At 52.6% G+C, this 20,595-nt stretch carries 20 protein-coding genes and 1 tRNA gene; 16 read left to right on the plus strand and 5 right to left on the minus strand.

Annotation, left to right across the window (positions count from 1 at the left end; genetic code table 11):
- Positions 1-666 precede the first annotated feature (666 nt).
- The 9 genes from NH461_RS11145 (at position 667) to gloA (ending at position 8,498) form a co-directional block, all read left to right on the plus strand.
- Positions 667-757 (plus strand) — tRNA-Asn (locus NH461_RS11145).
- A gap of 287 nt (positions 758-1,044) precedes the next feature.
- Positions 1,045-1,626, plus strand: a complete 582-nt coding sequence (gene rsxA, locus NH461_RS11150; protein ID WP_261600419.1) for an electron transport complex subunit RsxA — start codon at positions 1,045-1,047, stop codon at positions 1,624-1,626.
- A 1-nt stretch (position 1,627) separates the two neighbouring features.
- Positions 1,628-2,209, plus strand: coding sequence for an electron transport complex subunit RsxB (gene rsxB / locus NH461_RS11155; protein WP_261600420.1), 582 nt, complete (start codon positions 1,628-1,630; stop codon positions 2,207-2,209).
- Positions 2,210-2,211: 2 nt separating this feature from the next.
- Entirely contained in the window at positions 2,212-4,890 is a 2,679-nt protein-coding gene (rsxC, locus tag NH461_RS11160) for an electron transport complex subunit RsxC (RefSeq protein WP_261600421.1), read from the plus strand.
- Positions 4,891-4,892: 2 nt separating this feature from the next.
- Positions 4,893-5,942 (plus strand): electron transport complex subunit RsxD, encoded by a 1,050-nt coding sequence (rsxD, locus tag NH461_RS11165; RefSeq protein ID WP_261600422.1) that lies wholly within the window; start codon positions 4,893-4,895, stop codon positions 5,940-5,942.
- A gap of 8 nt (positions 5,943-5,950) precedes the next feature.
- Positions 5,951-6,586: an electron transport complex subunit RsxG gene (rsxG, locus tag NH461_RS11170; protein ID WP_261600423.1), complete on the plus strand. Its 636-nt coding sequence runs from the start codon at positions 5,951-5,953 to the stop codon at positions 6,584-6,586.
- On the plus strand, positions 6,583-7,281 hold the full coding sequence (locus NH461_RS11175; RefSeq protein WP_261600424.1) for an electron transport complex subunit E: 699 nt from the start codon (positions 6,583-6,585) through the stop codon (positions 7,279-7,281). Before rsxG ends, NH461_RS11175 begins: the two co-directional genes overlap by 4 nt.
- Before the next feature lie 132 nt (positions 7,282-7,413).
- Positions 7,414-8,055 carry an endonuclease III gene (nth, locus tag NH461_RS11180; RefSeq protein WP_261600425.1) on the plus strand — a complete coding sequence of 214 codons (642 nt, stop codon included), beginning with the start codon at positions 7,414-7,416 and terminating at the stop codon, positions 8,053-8,055.
- A 50-nt stretch (positions 8,056-8,105) separates the two neighbouring features.
- Complete coding sequence (gene gloA, locus NH461_RS11185; RefSeq protein WP_261600426.1) at positions 8,106-8,498, plus strand: lactoylglutathione lyase; 393 nt, start codon at positions 8,106-8,108, stop codon at positions 8,496-8,498.
- 152 nt (positions 8,499-8,650) lie between these two features.
- On the opposite strand, the gene NH461_RS11190 is transcribed toward gloA, so the two are convergent.
- The gene (locus NH461_RS11190) at positions 8,651-9,007 is read right to left on the minus strand and encodes a hypothetical protein (RefSeq protein WP_261600427.1); all 357 of its coding nucleotides are present in this window, start codon (positions 9,005-9,007) and stop codon (positions 8,651-8,653) included.
- 228 nt (positions 9,008-9,235) lie between these two features.
- On the opposite strand from NH461_RS11190, the gene NH461_RS11195 reads away from it, so the two are divergent.
- Positions 9,236-9,847: a superoxide dismutase gene (locus tag NH461_RS11195; protein ID WP_261600428.1), complete on the plus strand. Its 612-nt coding sequence runs from the start codon at positions 9,236-9,238 to the stop codon at positions 9,845-9,847.
- Positions 9,848-9,867: 20 nt separating this feature from the next.
- A complete protein-coding gene (locus NH461_RS11200) occupies positions 9,868-10,311 on the plus strand; it encodes a DUF2753 domain-containing protein (RefSeq protein WP_261600429.1) in 444 nt (147 codons plus the stop codon).
- 92 nt (positions 10,312-10,403) lie between these two features.
- Here NH461_RS11200 and NH461_RS11205 read toward each other — a convergent pair whose 3' ends face one another.
- Positions 10,404-10,781, minus strand: coding sequence for a hypothetical protein (locus tag NH461_RS11205; protein WP_261600430.1), 378 nt, complete (start codon positions 10,779-10,781; stop codon positions 10,404-10,406).
- A gap of 81 nt (positions 10,782-10,862) precedes the next feature.
- Positions 10,863-11,747, minus strand: coding sequence for a flagellar protein MotY (gene motY, locus NH461_RS11210; RefSeq protein ID WP_261600431.1), 885 nt, complete (start codon positions 11,745-11,747; stop codon positions 10,863-10,865).
- A gap of 233 nt (positions 11,748-11,980) precedes the next feature.
- Here motY and rnt point away from each other — a divergent pair, with 233 nt between their 5' ends.
- The 3 genes from rnt to NH461_RS11225 all read left to right on the plus strand — a co-directional run bounded on the left by rnt (position 11,981) and on the right by NH461_RS11225 (position 16,782).
- Positions 11,981-12,646, plus strand: a complete 666-nt coding sequence (gene rnt / locus NH461_RS11215; RefSeq protein ID WP_261600432.1) for a ribonuclease T — start codon at positions 11,981-11,983, stop codon at positions 12,644-12,646.
- A 434-nt stretch (positions 12,647-13,080) separates the two neighbouring features.
- Positions 13,081-14,337, plus strand: coding sequence for an outer membrane protein transport protein (locus NH461_RS11220; protein ID WP_261600433.1), 1,257 nt, complete (start codon positions 13,081-13,083; stop codon positions 14,335-14,337).
- Positions 14,338-14,382: 45 nt separating this feature from the next.
- Positions 14,383-16,782 (plus strand): VolA/Pla-1 family phospholipase, encoded by a 2,400-nt coding sequence (locus NH461_RS11225; RefSeq protein ID WP_261600434.1) that lies wholly within the window; start codon positions 14,383-14,385, stop codon positions 16,780-16,782.
- A 108-nt stretch (positions 16,783-16,890) separates the two neighbouring features.
- Here NH461_RS11225 and NH461_RS11230 read toward each other — a convergent pair whose 3' ends face one another.
- Positions 16,891-17,496: a peroxiredoxin C gene (locus NH461_RS11230; protein ID WP_261600435.1), complete on the minus strand. Its 606-nt coding sequence runs from the start codon at positions 17,494-17,496 to the stop codon at positions 16,891-16,893.
- A 299-nt stretch (positions 17,497-17,795) separates the two neighbouring features.
- On the opposite strand from NH461_RS11230, the gene NH461_RS11235 reads away from it, so the two are divergent.
- On the plus strand, positions 17,796-19,118 hold the full coding sequence (locus NH461_RS11235) for a Na+/H+ antiporter family protein (RefSeq protein ID WP_261600436.1): 1,323 nt from the start codon (positions 17,796-17,798) through the stop codon (positions 19,116-19,118).
- Between the two features lie 74 nt (positions 19,119-19,192).
- Here the strand turns inward: NH461_RS11235 and NH461_RS11240 are convergent, their stop codons facing one another.
- Positions 19,193-19,528, minus strand: coding sequence for a Grx4 family monothiol glutaredoxin (locus tag NH461_RS11240; protein ID WP_261600437.1), 336 nt, complete (start codon positions 19,526-19,528; stop codon positions 19,193-19,195).
- A 481-nt stretch (positions 19,529-20,009) separates the two neighbouring features.
- Between NH461_RS11240 and sodB the strand changes: the two genes are divergently transcribed.
- The gene (sodB, locus tag NH461_RS11245) at positions 20,010-20,594 is read left to right on the plus strand and encodes a superoxide dismutase [Fe] (protein WP_261600438.1); all 585 of its coding nucleotides are present in this window, start codon (positions 20,010-20,012) and stop codon (positions 20,592-20,594) included.
- Position 20,595: the final 1 nt, after the last annotated feature.

Here is a 20,595-nt window from a genome sequence, read left to right on the forward strand (position 1 = left end):
CATGCATAAAAAAATACCAAAAACTCAATATCGGGGATTGATCCAACCTTGTGATAAGCGTATTATCACCGCCCACGAACACGATCATCCTGTTCGGCTATACTTCAAAGCTGTTCTTCAGCAACCGAAATATCCCTTTTCCCCATTTTTTTGTTTCCGGGATCATCCACAGCTTTTCCATACTTTGATGAAAATCAATTCACAATATCAAATACACGTCTCAAAAATTAAAGCTTTTACTCTAACTAGTTCATATCCATTGCGAATTTGCTGCTTATCTCACCAGATAACAACCGTTTAGTCCCCCAGCTTTCTTTAGAGCAATTATTCACCACATCGGGACATTCCTATCCGTCTTACAGTTTTCCAAGCAGACATCAACATAGTTATCCACAGTTTTCGTGGATAACTTCATTGAAGCCTTGCAATCACAGGCCTCGATAAAATCAAGCAATTTTTTCAGGCAATTTCGAAATTCTGTTTTGCACCACAAAACTCGCAACGACACTAGAACACTGCTATGTGGTCGCCGCTGACTTGAGACATGTGCAACACCGGATACATCACCAGCAAGCTCAATTGTCAGCGAATCACCTGCCAATCAGCGGGATTGATACCGTGTTGACAGCGGAAAGACAGATGGCTAGTATGGCGCTTCATAGCAATTCCCCCTTAGTTCAGTCGGTAGAACGGCGGACTGTTAATCCGTATGTCGCTGGCGGGAGGCCGCCCCGTCCAAGTCCAGCAGGGGGAGCCACTTTCAAGAAAGCCTCGTCAACAGACGAGGTTTTTTTATACCCGTTGTTCACGCTATGCGCGAAATGTCGCCAAGCCAAATACGTATCTCTTGCTCGTGACGTTTCACTGCCCAGACATACAAATGAGAATCATTATCACATCATTTATCCCTATCGCAGCGCAAAAGTCCTTGCATTGATTGGTGAAAAGCACATCAAACTTGAAAAACCCTGCTTCAGAGGAGTTGTTATAGGGTACACAAAGGAAGATAATATACGGATCTCTAGCATTGATAATTAAGACGGTATGACTGAATACCTACTACTCCTCGTAGGGACAGTGTTGGTTAACAACTTCGTCCTGGTGAAGTTTTTAGGCCTCTGCCCGTTTATGGGCGTGTCTAAAAAACTGGAAACTGCAATCGGCATGGGCCTGGCAACCACGTTTGTCCTGACCCTGGCTTCTGTCTGCGCCTACCTGGTTGAAGCCTATATTCTCGAACCGCTGGGTATTCAGTACCTGCGCACCCTCAGCTTTATTCTGGTCATCGCGGTCGTGGTGCAATTTACCGAAATGGTCGTGCATAAAACCAGCCCGACCCTGTACCGTCTGCTGGGGATCTTCCTGCCGCTGATCACCACCAACTGTGCGGTATTGGGGGTTGCGCTACTGAATATTAATGAGCGCCATAACTTCATTGAATCGGTGATTTACGGATTTGGCGCTGCCGTCGGTTTCTCACTGGTTCTGGTCCTCTTTGCATCGATGCGCGAGCGAATCGCCGCAGCTGATGTTCCGACTCCTTTTAAAGGCGCCTCCATCGCGATGATCACCGCTGGCCTGATGTCTCTGGCCTTCCTCGGCTTTACTGGATTGGTGAAATTGTAAGATGAGTGGAATTTTAATTGCTGTCATTGCGATCGCAGTGCTTGCTGCGATTTTTGGGTTAGTCCTGGGCTTTGCTTCCATTCGCTTCAAAGTCGAAGCCGATCCGATCGTCGAACAAATTGATGCCATCCTGCCGCAAACCCAGTGTGGCCAATGTGGCTACCCGGGTTGCCGCCCGTACGCCGAAGCCATTGCCAATGGCGACGACATCAACAAGTGTCCGCCGGGTGGCCAACAGGCCATTGAAAAACTGGCCGACCTGATGGGCGTTGACGTTCAGGAGTCTGCTCACGATGAAGAGAAAGGCCTGAAAAAAGTTGCCTTTATTCACGAAGATATGTGTATCGGCTGTACCAAGTGTATTCAGGCCTGTCCGGTCGACGCCATTGTCGGCGGCACCAAGGCACTGCATACCGTCATTAAAGACGAATGTACCGGCTGCGACCTGTGTGTTGCACCTTGCCCAACCGACTGTATTGAGATGGTGCCGGTTGAATCGACGCCCGAAAGCTGGAAGTGGGATCTCGACCAAATCCCGGTGGTCAATATTCCAACGGATGCAACAGTCAACAAGGTAAGGTAACCATGCTGTCAATTATCGAACAAATTAAACAAGGCCAGCTATGGGACTTTCCGGGGGGCATTCATCCGCCGGAGCAGAAAACCCTGTCGAATCGCACCCCAATTGCCGAAGCCAAGCTGCCACCCAAACTGGTTCTGCCTTTAAAGCAACACCTGGGCGCAATCGGTGATGTGCTGGTCTCGGTCGGTGACACCGTCAAAAAAGGTCAGATGCTGACCCATACCGATGTCGCGTTGAGCGTGCCGATCCACGCCCCGACTTCCGGCACCATAGTCGCCATTGAACAACACACCATCGCCCACCCTTCCGGCCTCTCCGATCGCTGTATTGTGATTAAACCCGATGGTGAAGAGACCTGGCTGGCCAGAACACCGGTCGCCAATTACCACGATGCCGCCCCGGCGGATCTGATTGATCACATCCGCCTGCACGGCATTGCCGGAATGGGCGGCGCGGGCTTCCCTGCCGGTCGTAAACTCCAGAGCGGCTTGGGCAAAACCGATATTCTGATCATCAATGCTGCCGAGTGTGAGCCTTATATTACTGCCGATGATCGCCTGATGCAGGACTGTGCCCACGAAGTGATCGAGGGGATCCGGATCCTGCAGCATATTCTGCAACCTAAGCTCACCGTGATTGGCATTGAGGATAACAAGCCAGAAGCCATCACCGCGCTGCAACACCAGCTCACCGTGCATGACCAAATCGTGATCCGGGTGATCCCGACCAAGTACCCCTCGGGCGGCGAAAAGCAGTTGATCAAAGTGCTGACCGGAAAAGAAGTCCCCTCCAAAGGTATCCCGGCAGACATTGGTATTATGATGCATAACGTGGGGACCACCCATGCGATCAAGCGCGCCGTCATTGATGGCGAGCCCCTGATCCAACGCGTCGTCACGGTCACCGGGCAAACCGTCAAGCAACCGGGCAATACCTGGGCGCTTTTGGGGACGCCAGTACAATTTCTGCTTGAACGCTTTGGTTTTCAGGCCGATAAAAAACTGTCGCGTGTGATTATGGGCGGCCCGATGATGGGCTTCACCCTGCCACACACCGCCGTGCCGGTGACCAAAATCTCCAACTGTATCTTGGCGCCGACACGCAAAGAAATCTCACCGGCAAATCAGGAAATGGCTTGTATTCGCTGCACGGCTTGTGCAGAAGCCTGCCCGGTTTCGCTGCTACCGCAGCAACTGCAATGGTATGCCAAGGATGAAGATTTCGAAAAATGTGAAGAATACAACCTGTTTGACTGTATTGAGTGCGGGGCATGTGCGTACGTCTGCCCGAGTGAAATTCCGCTGGTGCACTATTACCGCCAGGCCAAAGCTGAAATACGTCACCGCAAACAAGATGAAATCAATGCCGAGCGCGCGAAACTGCGCTTTGAAGCGAAGAACGCCCGTTTAGAGCGTGATAAGCAAGAGCGCGAGAATCGCTTTAAGAAAGCGGCCGACGACCGACGCAAAGAAATGAAATCCACGGGCGGTGATGATGCCGTCGCAGCGGCCATTGCCCGAGTGAAGGCCAAACAAGCAGCTGCTGCGACTGATGCAACCGCAGAGAAAAAGCCAGCGGTTGCAGCAGCCATTGCTCGTGCCAAAGCCAAGCAAGCCGCAGCCCAGGCCGCGCAATCCGACAACGCCGAAGCGTTACCGGATAACACCGAAATGGCCAAGTTGCGTGAAGAGCGCAAACGTCAGGCCCGTGAGCGAAAAGCCGCGAAGCTGGCAACGGAGGACGTAGCCCCGGATTCAGAGACGCCAGCAAGCTCCGGCGATGCCAAGAAAGACGCCGTCGCTGCTGCGATTGCCCGAGCTAAAGCCCGCAAAGCTGCCCAGCAAAGCGATACAGACCAAACTGAGGAGTCCGTCGAGGATCCGAAGAAAGCCGCCGTTGCCGCTGCCATTGCCCGCGCCAAAGCGCGCAAAGCAGCCCAACAGGCTGAGTCTGCAACGCCTGAAAAAGCTGAAGCTGAACAGACAGATGCCAAGCCAGCCGACGCGCCAGCAGAAGATCCGAAAAAAGCCGCTGTGGCCGCTGCCATTGCACGCGCAAAAGCCCGCAAAGCAGCCCAACAGGCTGAATCTGCAACGCCTGAAACAGCTGACACAGAGCAGGCAGATGCCGAGCCAGCCGACGCGCCTGCCGAAGATCCGAAAAAAGCCGCCGTTGCTGCTGCCATTGCCCGCGCGAAAGCCCGTAAAGCGGCCCAACAGGCTGAATCTGTAGCGTCAGAACAAGCTGACACTGAGCAGGCGGATACCGAGCCAGCCGACGCGCCTGCAGAAGATCCGAAGAAAGCCGCTGTTGCTGCTGCCATTGCCCGCGCAAAAGCCCGCAAAGCAGCCCAACAGGCTGAATCTGTAGCGTCAGAACAAGCTGACACTGAGCAAGCAGATGCCGAGCCAGCTAACGCGCCTGTTGAGGATCCGAAGAAAGCCGCGGTTGCTGCTGCCATTGCCCGCGCAAAAGCCCGCAAAGCAGCCCAACAGGCTGAATCTGCTGCACCAGAAAAAGCTGACACAGAGCAGGCAGATGCCGAGGCTGCCGACGCGCCTGTTGAGGATCCGAAGAAAGCCGCCGTTGCGGCCGCCATTGCCCGTGCCAAAGCACGAAAAGCGGCCAGAGAAGCCGAACAGGCCGGAAAAGATGCACCACAGAATCATGAGGAAAACTAATCGTGGCTTTTAACATTGCCAGTTCACCGCATACCCATAGTCGCCGCAGTACCCGTGACATTATGCGGACAGTCATTCTTTGCACGGCTTTGGGCGTTGCTGCCCAATGGTTTTTCTTTGGCTGGGGTGTCCTGATCCAGGTCTTGCTCGCGTCACTGGTCGCGGTTGGCGCGGAAGCCGCCATCCTCAAGCTACGCCGCCGTCCCATCATGCCTTACCTGCGAGACAACAGTGCCCTGCTGACCGGGGTATTACTCGGCATTTCGATTCCGCCGTTGTCCCCCTGGTGGCTGACCGTGATTGGCGTGGTCTTTGCGATTGTGATCGCCAAACATTTATACGGCGGGCTGGGTCAAAACCTGTTTAACCCGGCGATGGTGGCCTATGTCGTGCTGCTGATCTCCTTCCCGGTCCAGATGACGACCTGGTTGCCGCCATCTTCGTTGATCGCGCACCCCGTCACACTGCCCGACAGCGCGCTCGCAATTTTTACCGGTTTCACTCAGGATGGTTTCAGCGTCCACCAACTGCGAATGTCGATTGATGGTGTGACCATGGCCACGCCACTGGATACGCTGAAAACCTCCCTGACCACAGGTCACACAACCACAGAAATCCTAGCCGGCCCGGAGTTCGGCACCATTGCCGGTGTTGGCTGGGAGTGGATTAACCTGGGTTTCCTGATCGGCGGATTGGTGATGCTTAAAATGCGTATCATCCAGTGGCACGTTCCGGCCGGCATGCTGGGCGCGCTGTTTGTCGCCAGTACCCTGGCCTTTATCGTACACCCGGACGGGACGGCCTCTCCAATTATGCACCTGTTCTCAGGCGCGACCATGCTGGGGGCATTTTTCATCGCCACCGATCCGGTGTCTGCGTCCACCACCCCCAAAGGGCGGATCATTTTCGGTGCGCTGATTGGCCTGCTGGTCTTTTTCATTCGTACCTGGGGCGGCTATCCGGATGGCGTCGCGTTTGCGGTCCTGCTGGCCAATATGTGCGTCCCCCTGATCGACTACTACACCCGTCCCCGGACCTACGGCCATTCATAGGAGTCAGCATGCTCAAAGCAATGAAAAAAAACAGCGGCGTGCTGGCCACGTTCGCTTTACTCTCCACCCTTCTGGTTTCGGTGACTTACTTACTCACGGCGGACCGGATCCAGGCCCAGCAACAAAAAGATTTGCTGAAGGTACTGAACCAGGTGATCCCGGCCGACAGCCATGATAACGAGCTGTCCCAAAGCTGTACGCTGATCACCAGCGCGCAATATTTAGGCACTGACGAGCCGATGCCGGCGTACCTGGCGACAAAGGACAATGAAATTTCCGGCGTGGCCATCGAAGCCATCGCGCCCGACGGTTACAATGGTGCGATTAAACTGATTGTCGGCCTCGACAAGGCGGGAACAGTTACTGGGGTCCGGGTGTTAAACCATAATGAAACCCCAGGGCTGGGTGATAAAATTGATACCCGGATCACGAACTGGATTGACGGTTTTACCGGCAAAAAGCTGCAAGGCGAGAAGGATCCGAACTGGGCCGTGCGCAAAGATGGCGGCAACTTCGATCAGTTTACCGGGGCGACCATTACTCCCCGAGCCGTTGTCGGCGCGGTGAAACATGTCTCCCTCTATTACCAACGCCACCAGCAGCAACTGTTTAATCAACCGCTGAACTGCCAGGATAAAGCATGAGTACGAATAAAGAACTGATGACAAATGGCCTGTGGCACAATAACCCGGCCATCGTTCAACTGCTGGGCCTTTGTCCCCTGCTGGCCGTCTCGGCGACCGTCACCAATGCGCTGGGTCTGGGGCTGGCCTCAACTATGGTGCTTATCGGCTCGAACCTGATCGTGTCACTGGTCCGGCAGTGGATCCCGTCCGAGGTCCGGATCCCGGTGTTTGTGATGATCATCGCCGCACTGGTGACGTGTGTACAATTACTGATGAACGCCTTCACCTACGGCCTGTACCAGTCACTCGGAATTTTCATCCCGCTGATTGTGACCAACTGTATCATCATCGGCCGGGCAGAATCGTTTGCCTCTAAAAATGCGCCGCTGCCGGCGGTGCTGGATGGATTGTGGATGGGCATGGGCCTGACTTCGGCGCTGGTCGTGCTGGGGGCAATGCGCGAAATTCTGGGGAACGGGACCCTGTTTGATGGCGCAGATCGCCTGCTGGGTGATTGGGCGGCAGTGCTGCGGATTGAAATCTTCAGCTTTGACAGCAGTTTTCTGCTGGCGATGTTGCCACCCGGTGCCTTTATCGGGGTCGGTTTTATCATCGCGCTGAAAAATGTCATCGATAAACAGCGTGAGAAGAAATCCGCCGCAGCGGAAACGAAACCACAAATCGAACGGGTACGGATCACTTCGGCGAATTAACATCGGTACACGTTCAACCATCATATAAAAGTAACCCCGCCGCTTGCTGTTTGAGCCGTCCGGAACGGCGCTGGCCCTACACCAGAAAAGAGCAAGCAACGGGTATCCGCCGCGAGGCGTCAGGAAGTTAACATGAACAATGAAAAACGCGTTCAAATCCTTGAACGCCTGAGAGCAGAGAATCCGCATCCGGAAACGGAACTGAACTGGAGCACGCCTTTTGAGTTGCTCATTGCCGTCTTGTTGTCCGCGCAGGCCACCGATGTCAGCGTCAACAAAGCCACGGACAAGCTCTACCCAGTGGCCAATACCCCGCAAGCCATGTACGACTTAGGCGTTGATGGTATCAAGGAGTATATCAAGACCATCGGTCTGTTTAACTCCAAAGCCGAAAATGTCATCAAGACCTGTAAAATTTTGCTGGAGCAGCATGGCGGTGAAGTACCGGAGAACCGCGAAGCGCTGGAAGCCCTGCCGGGCGTCGGCCGGAAAACTGCCAATGTCGTCCTCAATACGGCTTTTGGCTGGCCGACGATTGCCGTCGATACCCATATTTTCCGGGTATCCAACCGTACCAAGTTTGCCATGGGCAAAAATGTGGATCAGGTTGAGCAAAAGTTGCTGAAGGTCGTCCCGAAAGAGTTCAAGGTTGATGTCCATCACTGGCTGATCTTACACGGCCGTTATACCTGCGTTGCCCGCAAACCACGCTGCGGCAGCTGCATTATTGAAGATCTTTGTGAGTACAAAGACAAAGTCTATCCGGACGAGTGATCGACGATCGCTCGCCAAACACAACAAATCACTACCCGATTGGAGGGACTATGGCTAACGGACGCATTCTTCACACCATGTTACGTGTCGGCGATCTGGATCGCGCAATTGAGTTCTACACCGACGTCATGGGCATGAAGCTGCTTCGCAAACACGATAACGAAGCCTACAAGTACACCCTGGCCTTTGTCGGCTACAGTGATGAATCCGAAGGGGCGGTCATCGAACTGACCTACAACTGGGGCACTACCGAGTACGATATGGGCAATGCTTTCGGCCACATTGCTATCGGTGTGGAAGATATCTACGCCACTTGTGATGCGATTAAAGCCGCCGGCGGAAATATCACACGTGAGCCGGGCCCGGTCAAAGGCGGCACAACCCACATCGCCTTTGTGAAGGATCCGGATGGCTATCAAATTGAGCTGATCCAACGCGGGTAACCTCCCGCCCGATAACGCCACTCAAAATCAAACCGGACTGTGGAAACCAGTCCGGCTTTTTCATCAAACCTATTTTTCGTGAACCCTGTTTTTCATCAATCCAGCGGGTTCATGAGCACAGCTAGCCACACGAGACCGTTGAGTACAGCGCGTTATTCATCATCCACAGGACTGAAGTATTCGGTCACCGTCGCCCGAAATTCGTTGTCTTGAGTCGGGTCATTAAACTCAATGGAATAATACGGCATCTCACGCTCTTTCAACTTTTCGGCAATCAGCAACTCCAGGTTCTCAACACTCACCGTACTGGACACTTCATAGGTATCAGCGCGATTGAGCCCCATTTCTTCTGCCTGCTCTTCGGTGATCAACTGTGATGACACCTGCTCCGACAACTTCGCTTCAACCTGCGCCGCATCGCTGCTGACAATCGTATCTTCGTCCGCGACCACAACCCCGGCACCGAGCGTCAGTACCCACAGAAGATTTACCCACAGAAGCTTTTTCATAACCACCGCCTTGTTATTCTTGGCTATGCCCAACAGTATTGGCTACACCCACGAATTCACATAAAAGCGTTCTTCACGTGAAAGCATGGATGAGGCATAACTTACTTTAGCTCGTTTCGGCGTGACCTCTGCTCCAGAAATAAGAATTCAAATTAGTCGTACAAAAACCATGGTTGATAATGATATTGATTCTCATTAATATCATTAAAAAACCAAGAGAGAACGATCATGTCATTTACTTTTCCGGACCTTCCATACGCATACACTGCGCTGGAACCCTATATCGATGCTAAAACGATGGAGATCCACCACAGCCGCCACCATAAAACTTATTTCGATAAGTTCATGACGGCGATTGCCGGAACCGAGCTGGAACAATGCTCCCTGCATGAAATCTTTGCCCGGGTGTCCCACCTGCCCCCTGCCGTTCGCAACCACGGTGGCGGCTATTTCAACCACAACCTGTACTGGCAATGTATGTCTCCCGATGGCGGCGGTCAGCCCGGCGGCCTGCTTGCCGAAGCGATCAACTGCCATTTCGGCAGTTTTGACGACTTCAAAGCAGCCTTTTCCGAATCAGCCGCCACCCATTTCGGCTCGGGTTTTATCTGGCTGTCCGTCAATGAAGGCCGACTGGAGATTTCATCGACCAGCAACCAGGACAATCCGCTGATGGATGTTGTCGCACAACGTGGCGAACCGATTCTCGCACTGGATGTCTGGGAACATGCCTATTACATCAGTTACCAGAACAAGCGTCCGGAGTACATTGACGCCTGGTGGCATGTTGTCGACTGGCAGCAGGTTGAAATGCATTATCTTGAGGCATTACAAGGGTAATCAGGAAGGAACAGAGACCTATGGACGTATCACGCTGGGAGCGACATACCTTACTGGCAACAGAGGCAGAAAGAGAGCAACGGCCGATGATGTCCGTGATCCACTATCAATTGGCCTTGGCAGAGTCTCAGCAACTCGAGCCGATCCACGGCACCCGTGATGAGTTGGAAGATTTACTGACAATTAAAGTAATTTCCTGCCACAACCTTGCCGCGTTCTGGCGCCGGGCCGGAGACAACGAGTATGAACTCAAGTACCTCCAACTGGCCTCCGAGCAGGTGATGGCGTTGATCCCCCAGTGTCCGCGCAAAACGTGCGATGCGTTTATCGATAGCCTGGGCTGCTGCCGTTCGGCCCTGATTGAGTTTTTGAAACGTCACCCGAACCCGGCGGTGGCCAAGCAAGTCGAACATATCAACCTCAGCAACCAGTGTGAGCTCATCGCCAAGTTCCGGTTACACTAGGCCAAGAGTCTGTCATAACAAAACACCGCGAGCCACTGACATGGCTCGCGGTGTTCTGAGACTGAAGCACCAGGGCGCATAATCGGTATCAGCTATTTCTGCCTGATACTATATTCGGTCACCAGCGCCTGATAAATGTCCCGATCGCGCTGCGGCATAAAATAAACCACCGCGTAGTGGGTGCTGCTCCCCTGTGCGACGCGCTGGCGAATACGCGCATCCAACGCCGCCAGCCCCGAAGTATCCTCAATAAAGTAATAACCCTTTTGCTGCAAATCCATCGATGCCGCTTGAGCACGGCTGACTTGCTGTTGCTGTACCAAACCTTGCTGTACCATGCCTTGCTGTGCCGCGCCCTGCGAAAGCTGGCCATTGCTACCCTGCGCCATCGCCGATCCGCTCAACCCAATCACCAGCGCCATCATGTAGAAACACATCCACCCTTTCATCGTCGCCTGTCCTCTTGCCACATCCACTTCCTTTGAATGTAGCGTCGTGACAGACAAGCAATGCCCCAGTCCTAAGACAATCGGGGGACTGAAATCGCGACGTTAGATAATGGTACGCCCCAAAGAGATCACCACCCGGCGGTTTTTGTTGCGGCCAATCGGCGTTTCATTGTCAGCAATCGGGCGCCGCTTACCGTAGGCCTCCACCTGGATCCGGTTTTTCGGCAACCCCATTTCCATAAAATAGGTTTCCAGCTTCTTGGCCCGGCGCTCAGACAGCGCCTGATTGACATTTTTACCGCCTTGAGAGTCGGTATACGTTGCCACCAGCACCAGATCGACATCATCGCTGTAGCGGACAAAATCAGCGATCTGCGCCAGACGCTGCCGCGAGGCTTTGTTCAGCTCATCACTGTCTTTGTCGTAATGCAACACAGTAAATGCGATGTCTTCAAAGCTGTAAGGCAACAGGTTGTCCAGGCACTGGCTGAACTGCTGATAGGTCGTCTGAAAAGACACCGCAGACAAGCCCACTTCAATGCGCTTATCCCGATGCTGCCAGTCCGGATAGCTCAGGGTCGGATAACGCCCGCTTTCCAACTCGGCCAACATCGCCCAGGCCATCTGGCCACCGATGTAGCCATCAAATTGCTTAAAAAAGGTAATCTTGGTAATTGGTTCAGCAGCATCGCCCGGCATCCAACGCGGCGGCATCGACACCAGGCTGACGTTCCGGGTTTCCCCCATCGGCCGACGCATTTTCAGCTCAAAGTCGAGGTTAATTTTCTTGCTTGCCCGGGAAATAAACTGCGCTTCCCCGTAATTAGGGATCGCGTGCAACATCCGGCACTCCAGCGGCGTATCCACAGCCACCTTCCAACTGGACTGAGCCGGCGTGGCCACATATTGTTTGACGGCCCAGGTCGGGGCGCACCACAGCGCGCCCAAAAGGGCAGCCAGACAGAAGGACGTTGTGTTGTTAACCATGTTTCCGTTATCCGCTCAATCACAGTGCTGACTATTGTATCGGATCCTTGCGAAAAATCTTTATCCTGACTGCGAAATTACCCACGGATGCCCTTACTCCGGCGAGCGCGCCAAGTCATTCAATGGGTTCGATAAAGCGGCCGGGACACCGGAATTAGGTTTAGCTCCGTACCTGAATCTGACATAATGCCTCCTTTATTTTTCGAGCCGACTTACAGACCAACCGCCCTGTTATGAGCCAAGACAACGAATTGAACACCCTGAAAAGTCGCTTTCGCGGCTACTTCCCTGTCGTCATTGACGTCGAAACCGCAGGCTTTAATGCCCAAACAGACGCACTGCTTGAGATCTGCGCGGTCACTTTGCAGATGGATGAAGACGGTTGGTTAAAACCAGCAACAACCCTGCATTATCATGTCGCGCCTTTTGAAGGTGCCGTGATCCACAAAGAGGCGCTGGAATTTAACGGGATCCGCGACCCGTTCAGCCCGCTCCGAGGCGCCGTCTCTGAAGCAGAGGCGCTGAAAGAGATCTACAAACAAATTCGCAAAGAGCAGAAAGCGACCGGCTGTTCACGCGCCATCATGGTGGCGCACAACGCCAACTTTGATCACAGCTTCGTGATGGCCGCCTCTGAACGGGCAAAACTAAAACGCAATCCGTTCCATCCGTTTGCGACTTTCGACACGGCTGCACTTAGTGGCGTAGCCCTCGGCCAGACCGTTCTGGCCAAAGCTTGTGCGACGGCCGGTATTCCTTTTGATAACCGAGAAGCACACTCCGCGCTCTACGATACCGAACGGACCGCCGAGTTATTTTGTGAGATTGTTAACAAATGGAAGAAATTAGGCGGCTGGCCGATTATGGCCTCTCAAACAGAAGAAAACAGCACGTCTTAAAAATCAAACATCCTCAAACTCATCAGACCTCTTACAAGCCCAGTCCGGCTGGGCTTTTAGAGTTCACTTTTCAAACAATCGACCAATTTAAAACACACGTTTTAAACATAATCTTATTGAATCTTCATTAATTGGCCATTTTTAACAAAAACAACGTGTTACAATGGGTTAACATTTCGCCATTTCCTCCTTATACTGCCAAGTACTGTTTCATACTCTGTCAGATTGATTCAGTCACGGGTGCAAAACGCAGCTTAACAGGTCAATGTAACCTCCATATCACATCCTGATTTCAGGTTGACCTGCCTGCAATATCGCCTCCGGCACACCCGCGCTGAGATCACTGAGGTTTGTTGAAACCGTTACTCATCAAGTTTTTTTTCCTTCACGGAATGAAGAACAAGAAGCAAAGCATCAGAGAGGCAAAAATTATAATGTCCAAAAAAATCTCATTGACAGCCGTTGCCGTCACCGCTGCACTATTCTCCCTGAATACTCAGGCAGCCGGTTTCCAGGTCAACGAACACTCCGCATCTGGTCTTGGTCGGGCCTTTGCCGGTGAAACTGCGATTGCCGATAATGCGTCTGTATTGGCCCGCAACCCTGCTGCCATGGCTCGTTTTGAACGTGCCGAAGTGTCCGGCAGCTTGTCATTCATCGACCCATCCATCGACATTGCTTCTAAAGGCAGCCACAACGCCCCGGTTCAAACCTATGAAGATGTCGCACCGTTTGCCATCGTTCCGGCAGGTTTCTTTATCCAGCCAATCAACGACCAGTTCGCCTGGGGTGTCGGCGTATTCGCGAACTACGGCTTTGCCACTGAGTATCCTGATGGTGCTTTTTTCGGAGCGCTCGCCGGGAATACCGATCTGATCACCGTCAACTTTAACCCGAACGTCTCCTGGCGCATTAACGACAACTTTAGTGTTGGCGGTGGTGTCTCTCTGGTTTATGCCGATGCCGTGCTGACCCGCCATTTTGGTAGCCTCAACCCAGCCAACCCAAGCCAGGAACTGCTGAAACTTGAAGGCGATACCTGGGAATGGGGCTGGAATGTCGGTGCCTTGTGGGAACTCAACGACGATCACCGTTTTGGTCTGAGCTATCGCTCCCAGGTCGATCTGGAGTTTGCCGGTGACTTTACCGACTACAGCGGTACAGGTGTCGCCGGTTCCACCATTGCCGCTCCGAAGAAAGTAGGTGGCGACTTGACGGTTGTTCTGCCGGCCATTGCCGAGTTTGGCGGCTTCCACCAGTTGAACAACCAGTGGGCCCTTCACTACGGCGTACAGTGGACACAATGGAGCAAATTTGAAGAACTGAAGGCAACCAGTAACGACTGTGTGAACGGCGTTTGCCTGCTGAAAGAAGAAGAGTTTGACGATAACTTCCGCTACTCCATCGGCGCAACCTATACCCTCAGCCAGGCCTGGATCCTGCGCGCTGGCTTTGCCTTTGATGAGCAAGCGGGCAAATCAACCCTGAGTATTCCGGATACCGACCGTTACTGGTATTCCGCTGGTTTAACTTACAACTACAGCGATGATATGACCTTTGATTTCGGCCTGACCTACCTCTATGGCCAGAGCAGCGATTTCAACGAGAAATACGTCGACGGCCGCGAATATGCGTTCAGTGGTGAGAACGATGCGATTCTGAGTGCTGCTCAGATGAATTACCGTTTCTAAGCCCAGTCAGGCCAGTAAGAACAAGAATTTAACAAGGAATACCGCATGAATAAGAAACTCCTGGCGCTACTGATCGGTGCCAACCTCGCGCTTTACGGCTGTGATGACACCAAAATTTCCGGTGAGCCGACGGTTGATCCAGCGATTGAGCGCAGCCTGCAAGCAGAAACGAAGATTGCATTTGATTTGTTGGCCGAAGAGCCAACGCTCATCCTGCCGACCTTTATCGCCATGGACAGCACCGATGGTACCCTGGGTTTAGAAAGCAGCAGTGAAACCGGCTCGTTGATGGATCCGAAAGTGGCCATGGGTAAAACCGATGGCTGGAGTACCACGCAACCGATCTCTATCTCTTTTACCGGGGCTGAGCTCGACCCGAACACCGCCGCCAGCGCATTTTTCCTGATTAAGTCTGACAGTCCGACAACAACAAAGTCTGTCTCTGCCAAGCAGGTTCTCTCCCAAGCAGATGGTGATTTCGTCGTCAGTGTTCAGGGCGATACCCTGAATGTCATTCTGATCAAGCCGCTAGATCCGAAATCAGACTACATGTTTGCCTTAACGGACGATTTGAAAGATAAAAACGGGAACAGTGTCGGGATGTCGCAGTCGTACGCGTACCTGAAAGCAGACACCCCGACACCAAGCCAAAAGCTGGATAAGGCACAAGCTTATACCCATCAAATCGAAGCCGCTTTTGCTGCGCAAGGCATCGATAAAGACAAGATCATCTACTCCAGCTGGTTTACCACCGCATCCGTCGGGGATGTCTTATTCGCCACCAAAGGCGCGATTGCCTCCGCGCTGAGTGCCATCAAACAAGGCGGCACAGCTAACGCGGTCTGGCAAGGCAGCGCGAACCCGAATGATGTTGATACGACCGGCCTGTTTACACTCAACACACCAGCAGAGGTTACCGCTATACTCCCGGAACCATATAAATCTGCGCTGGGTAGCAAAGGAATGAAAACTTATAAGGGCATCCTCAAACTCCCTTATTTTCTGGAATCCTCAGTGACTGATGAGAAATGGAAAAAGACGCCTTGGCAAAGCGGCATGCCGAGCCTGGCGAAGATCTCAAATGTCCTGAATAACGGTACTGATGCTGATAAAGCCGCGGTGATGGCAAAGCTCACCGAATGGGGAATTACTTCGGAAGATCTGGCGAAAGTCAGCTCTGATCAGGCAACTCAGTTGAAGGTGATGACAGCTTTGATCGGCAAGACCCTGTATCTGGCCGACGGAACCCAGTTAGACCCTGCGCGTGAGATCACCCGCTACAGCCCGATCCCACAGCTGAAATCCGTAGAAGAGATCAACTACCTGCTGGTAATGCCGGATCTGGCCAATTGCGCCGGTGTCACAACGGGTGTTCCGGTAAACATCTACCAGCATGGTATCACGGCGTATAAAGAGACCCTGCTGGCCCTGGCGCCTGAGGCGATCAACAACAACTGTCAGGCAATCATTGCCATTGACCATCCGCTACATGGTGAACGTCGGCTTTCAGATGGGACGATTACTGATGAAGATAACCCGGATGTGTTCATGAACCTCTCCTACCTGACGGTCGGCCGTGACAACTTCCGCCAATCCGTCTCGGATGCCATGGGCCTGCGTGCTTCTCTGGGGATGATATTTGCACGAAACCAAGCTGGTGACCCGTCTGTCGGTACACCACTGAATATGCTGTCTCCTGTGAATGGCGCCAGTGTCGGCGTCGGTTATGTGGGCCACTCGCTCGGCGCCCTGACCGGCATTGGCTATGCAGCAACCATCAGTAAACCCATCGCGGATGAAGCCACTGAACAAGCGCTGTTTAAAGTCAACCGCGCCCAGTTTGCTAATCCAGGTGCCGGTATTCCGTATCTGCTGATGAACTCCGAACGCTTTGGTGGCGTAGTCAAAGACAAACTGCTTACAGCTGCCAGCGAGAAGTACGTTGCATATAAAGCCAAAGCCTGCCCAGGGCTCGATGGCCCAACTTGCTTCAGTAATTTCTACGCTATGCTGGGCGAGTCAGACAAAGCGAAAGTGAACAGTGACTTGAGCTCCTTTGCCTATGCCGCACAAACGGTACTGGATACGGTCGATCCGATGAACCACATTGGCACAGTGCTAACAACAACACCATCTTATCTGACCATGGTTCTTGGCGATACCGTGATTCCGAACGGTCTGGATGCCAAACAGCATTCACCATACTCACCGTTTGGCGGGACGTTACCGCTCATTTACAGCGGCTACAACCAGGTCACCACAACGGTCGCTAATGCTGAACGTGAAGCGGTGATCTTTACCAGCGGCGACCACGGCTCGCTGCTCGATCCAGCCACTGATGCGGGTGTAACAGGTCACATGCAAGGTCAGACATATCACTTTATCAACGCAGGCAGCGTGACCATTACTGCTGGCGCGCCGATCACGACTGTGCCAAAGCCGTAATACAAACCTAGTCCAAAAGAAAAACCAAAAGGCTAGCCACCCGGCTAGCCTTTCTTTTATCTCTGAACGAATCGAATTTACATCGACCCGACTCTCAGTGCTGAGCCCTTACAGATCGTTGGTATGCTCAGATAAGTAACGGGCCACACCCAGCGGAGACGCGTCCATCCCCTGCTTACCTTTCTCCCACTGCGCCGGACACACGTCGCCGTGTTCTTCATGATGCTGAAGAGCATCAACCATCAGCAGCATTTCATCAATATTGCGACCCAGCGGCAAATCGTTGACAATCTGGTAGCGGACCACACCGTCGTTATCAACCAAGAATGAACCCCGAAAAGCAACGCCCGCTTCCGGGAGCTCAACATCATAGGCCTGGCAAATTTCGTGCTTGGTATCCGCCACCAGCGGATACTGCACCGGACCGATGCCGCCATCTTCGACCGGGGTATTACGCCAGGCATGATGGGTAAACTGAGAATCAATCGACACCCCGATCACTTCGACCCCTTTGGCCTGGAAATCGGCAAAACGTTTATCAAACGCGATCAGCTCTGACGGGCAGACGAAGGTAAAATCCAGCGGATAAAAAAACAGCACGGCCGCTTTGCCCTGAATATGCTGCTTGAGGTTAAACTGCTCGACGATTTCTCCATTGCCCAACACAGCAGCAGCGGTAAAGTCCGGGGCGGGACGTCCTACAAGTACGCTCATGATCATCTCCACGTAGACATCCCCGCTGACTGTGAGTGACGGGTATGCCGTTGAATCGACGCCGACCGACGGCAGGCGCTTACCTTGATCTTCACCGCTCAGTATAGACAGGGCTTGGTGGTAAGGGGACATGCCCCCAAAAAATAAAAAACTGATCGAAATAAAAAAACTGATCGAGTTCAAATTTTTCTCGACATACCGGAAAAATTCAGCAAACTGGAACGTTTCGGGAAAAACCGCTAAAAATAACAAAATACAGTTTTCCCCATGACATAAACACAACGATGGATCTAAGTTTTATGAACCCAGTAGTCATCTCCGTGTGCGTCATGCTTGTCCTTGCATTAATGCGGGTCAACGTCGTCGTCGCACTCACCTTCAGCGCCATTTTAGGCGGCCTTTTAGGCGGCCTGTCGCTCGCCGATACCGTGTCTGCTTTTGAAAGCGGTTTGGGCGGCGGCGCAACTACAGCCCTCAGCTACGCCATGCTCGGGACCTTTGCCGTTGCGATTTCCCGCTCCGGGATCACCGATGTCTTGGCCCAAAAAGTCATTAAACGAATTAGCGGTCATGAAAATGCTGCCGCTGCCACCGGCGTAAAGTATTCTGTTCTCACCATTTTAGTGCTGCTAGCCATCTCTTCTCAGAATGCCATCCCGGTCCATATCGCCTTTATTCCGATCGTGATCCCGCCGCTGCTTCATGTGTTCGCTAAGTTAAAGCTTGACCGACGCCTGATTGCCTGTGTGCTGACTTTTGGCCTGGTCACACCATATATGGTCTTACCGGTTGGCTTTGGCGGGATTTTCCTCAACAATATTCTGCTCAAGAACCTGCATGACAACGGACTGGATGTCAGTGCCGGCCAAGTGCCTTATGCCATGATCCTGCCGGCACTAGGTATGGTCTTCGGTCTATTGCTGGCGGTGTTCTTCAGCTACCGCAAGCCACGCGAATACTCGGAAGAGAAAATTCTGGCGACCGAACCGGAGCATACCCAAATCAATATGCAGCATGTTTATATCGCTGTGGCCGCGATTATCGCCGCCCTGGGCGCGCAGCTTTACAGCGGCTCGATGATCATCGGCGGTCTGATCGGCTTTATGGTGTTTACCTTTGGCGGCGTGATCAAATGGAAAGAAACCCACGATGTCTTCACCAAAGGGGTTCATATGATGGCGATGATCGGCTTCATTATGATTGCCGCTGCCGGATTCGCCTCGGTGATGAAATCGACCGGCGGTGTAGAAACCCTGGTCAGCTCACTGGCCGATGCCATTGGTGATAACAAGCCAATGGCGGCGTTGTTGATGCTGGTGGTTGGCCTGCTGGTCACCATGGGGATCGGCTCCTCCTTCTCGACCATTCCAATCCTGGCCACTATCTATGTTCCACTCTGCCTGGCCTTTGGTTTCTCGCCGCTGGCAACCGTCGCGCTGGTGGGTACGGCAGCGGCACTGGGTGATGCCGGCTCACCTGCATCTGACTCAACCCTGGGCCCGACAGCCGGCCTGAATGCCGACGGTCAGCACGAACACGTGTGGGAGACTGTTGTCCCGACCTTTATTCACTATAACCTGCCGTTAATCGCTTTCGGCTGGCTGGCTGCCATGGTTCTGTAAACCGGCACGGTTCACCGAATATAAAAAAGACCGCAACTGCGGTCTTTTTTTATGATGAAGCATAACCAGTCGGCTTATTCAGCAGCACCGTCACGGCGCTCAGCCGCTTCTTTGATCAACGGTTGCAGCTCACCTTTCTGGAACATTTCCAGAATGATGTCACAACCGCCAATCAGCTCACCTTCCACCCACAGTTGTGGGAATGTCGGCCATTGCGCGTAGGCAGGAAGTTCTGCGCGGATATCCGGGTTTTGCAGAATATCGACATAAGCAAACTTCTCACCGCATGCCATCAGCGCCTGAGATGCCTGAGATGAAAAACCACAGCTTGGCAGTTTTGGTGAACCTTTCATGTACAACAGAATTGGGTTTTCAGCGATCTGTTGTTTAATCTTGTCGATGGTTTCCATAGCTTCCTCTTACGACACTTCATTTAGTTTCAAACCAATCATTCTACTTGGTCATGCTCAGGAAAAAAACGCCTAATATCTATATGGATATTATAAATACATCTTTGCCACCGGTCGAATGCGCCCGTGACCGAGCCAGTTTTGCAGAATATTTCTCTGATCCCCGCAGCAGAACTCAACCAGAGCTGCTATTTTTAGAGATAGGGCTTTTAATAAAGTAAAAACTTGCTAAAATACTTTTCACCATCACATGAGGCAATACTCTGAGACGCAATGTTCTTGAGATGCTGTGCTCTTGAGGGACTATGTTCTTGAGAAACAACGTTCTTGAGGAGCAATCAGCCTGAACGATTGGCTTCATGTGGCTGAGAAAAATCAGTTTCAAACAGAAATAGTTTCAAACAATAAAGGTAGGCATGAAGTCTACTGGAAGCAATGTCGGCGGGGCCTGGCCCCACAACCCAAAATGGAGAACCGAGCAATGGCATTTGAACTACCAGCGCTACCCTACGCAATCAACGCACTTGAGCCACACATCTCTCAGGAAACTCTGGAATACCACCACGGTAAGCACCACAACACTTACGTTGTAAAGCTGAACGGCCTGATTGAAGGGACTGAGCTAGAAAGCAAGTCTCTGGAAGAGATCATCAAGACTTCAACTGGCGGCGTATTCAACAATGCTGCTCAAATCTGGAACCACACGTTCTACTGGCACTGCCTGAGCCCGAACGGTGGCGGCGAGCCAACAGGTGAAGTTGCTGACGCGATTGTAAAAGCTTTCGGCTCTTTCGAAGATTTCAAAGCGAAGTTCACTGACGCTGCAATCAACAACTTCGGTTCTTCTTGGACTTGGCTGGTGAAGAAAGCTGACGGCTCTCTGGACATCGTCAACACCTCTAACGCAGGTACACCACTGACAGAAGCCGGTGTCACTCCACTGCTGACCGTTGACCTGTGGGAACACGCTTACTACATCGATTACCGCAACCTGCGCCCAGACTACATGAACGCATTCTGGGCCCTGGTGAACTGGGAATTCGTTGCCAAGAACCTGGCAGCTTAAT

This window comes from Photobacterium sp. TY1-4 (genome assembly GCF_025398175.1).
Classification (GTDB): domain Bacteria; phylum Pseudomonadota; class Gammaproteobacteria; order Enterobacterales; family Vibrionaceae; genus Photobacterium.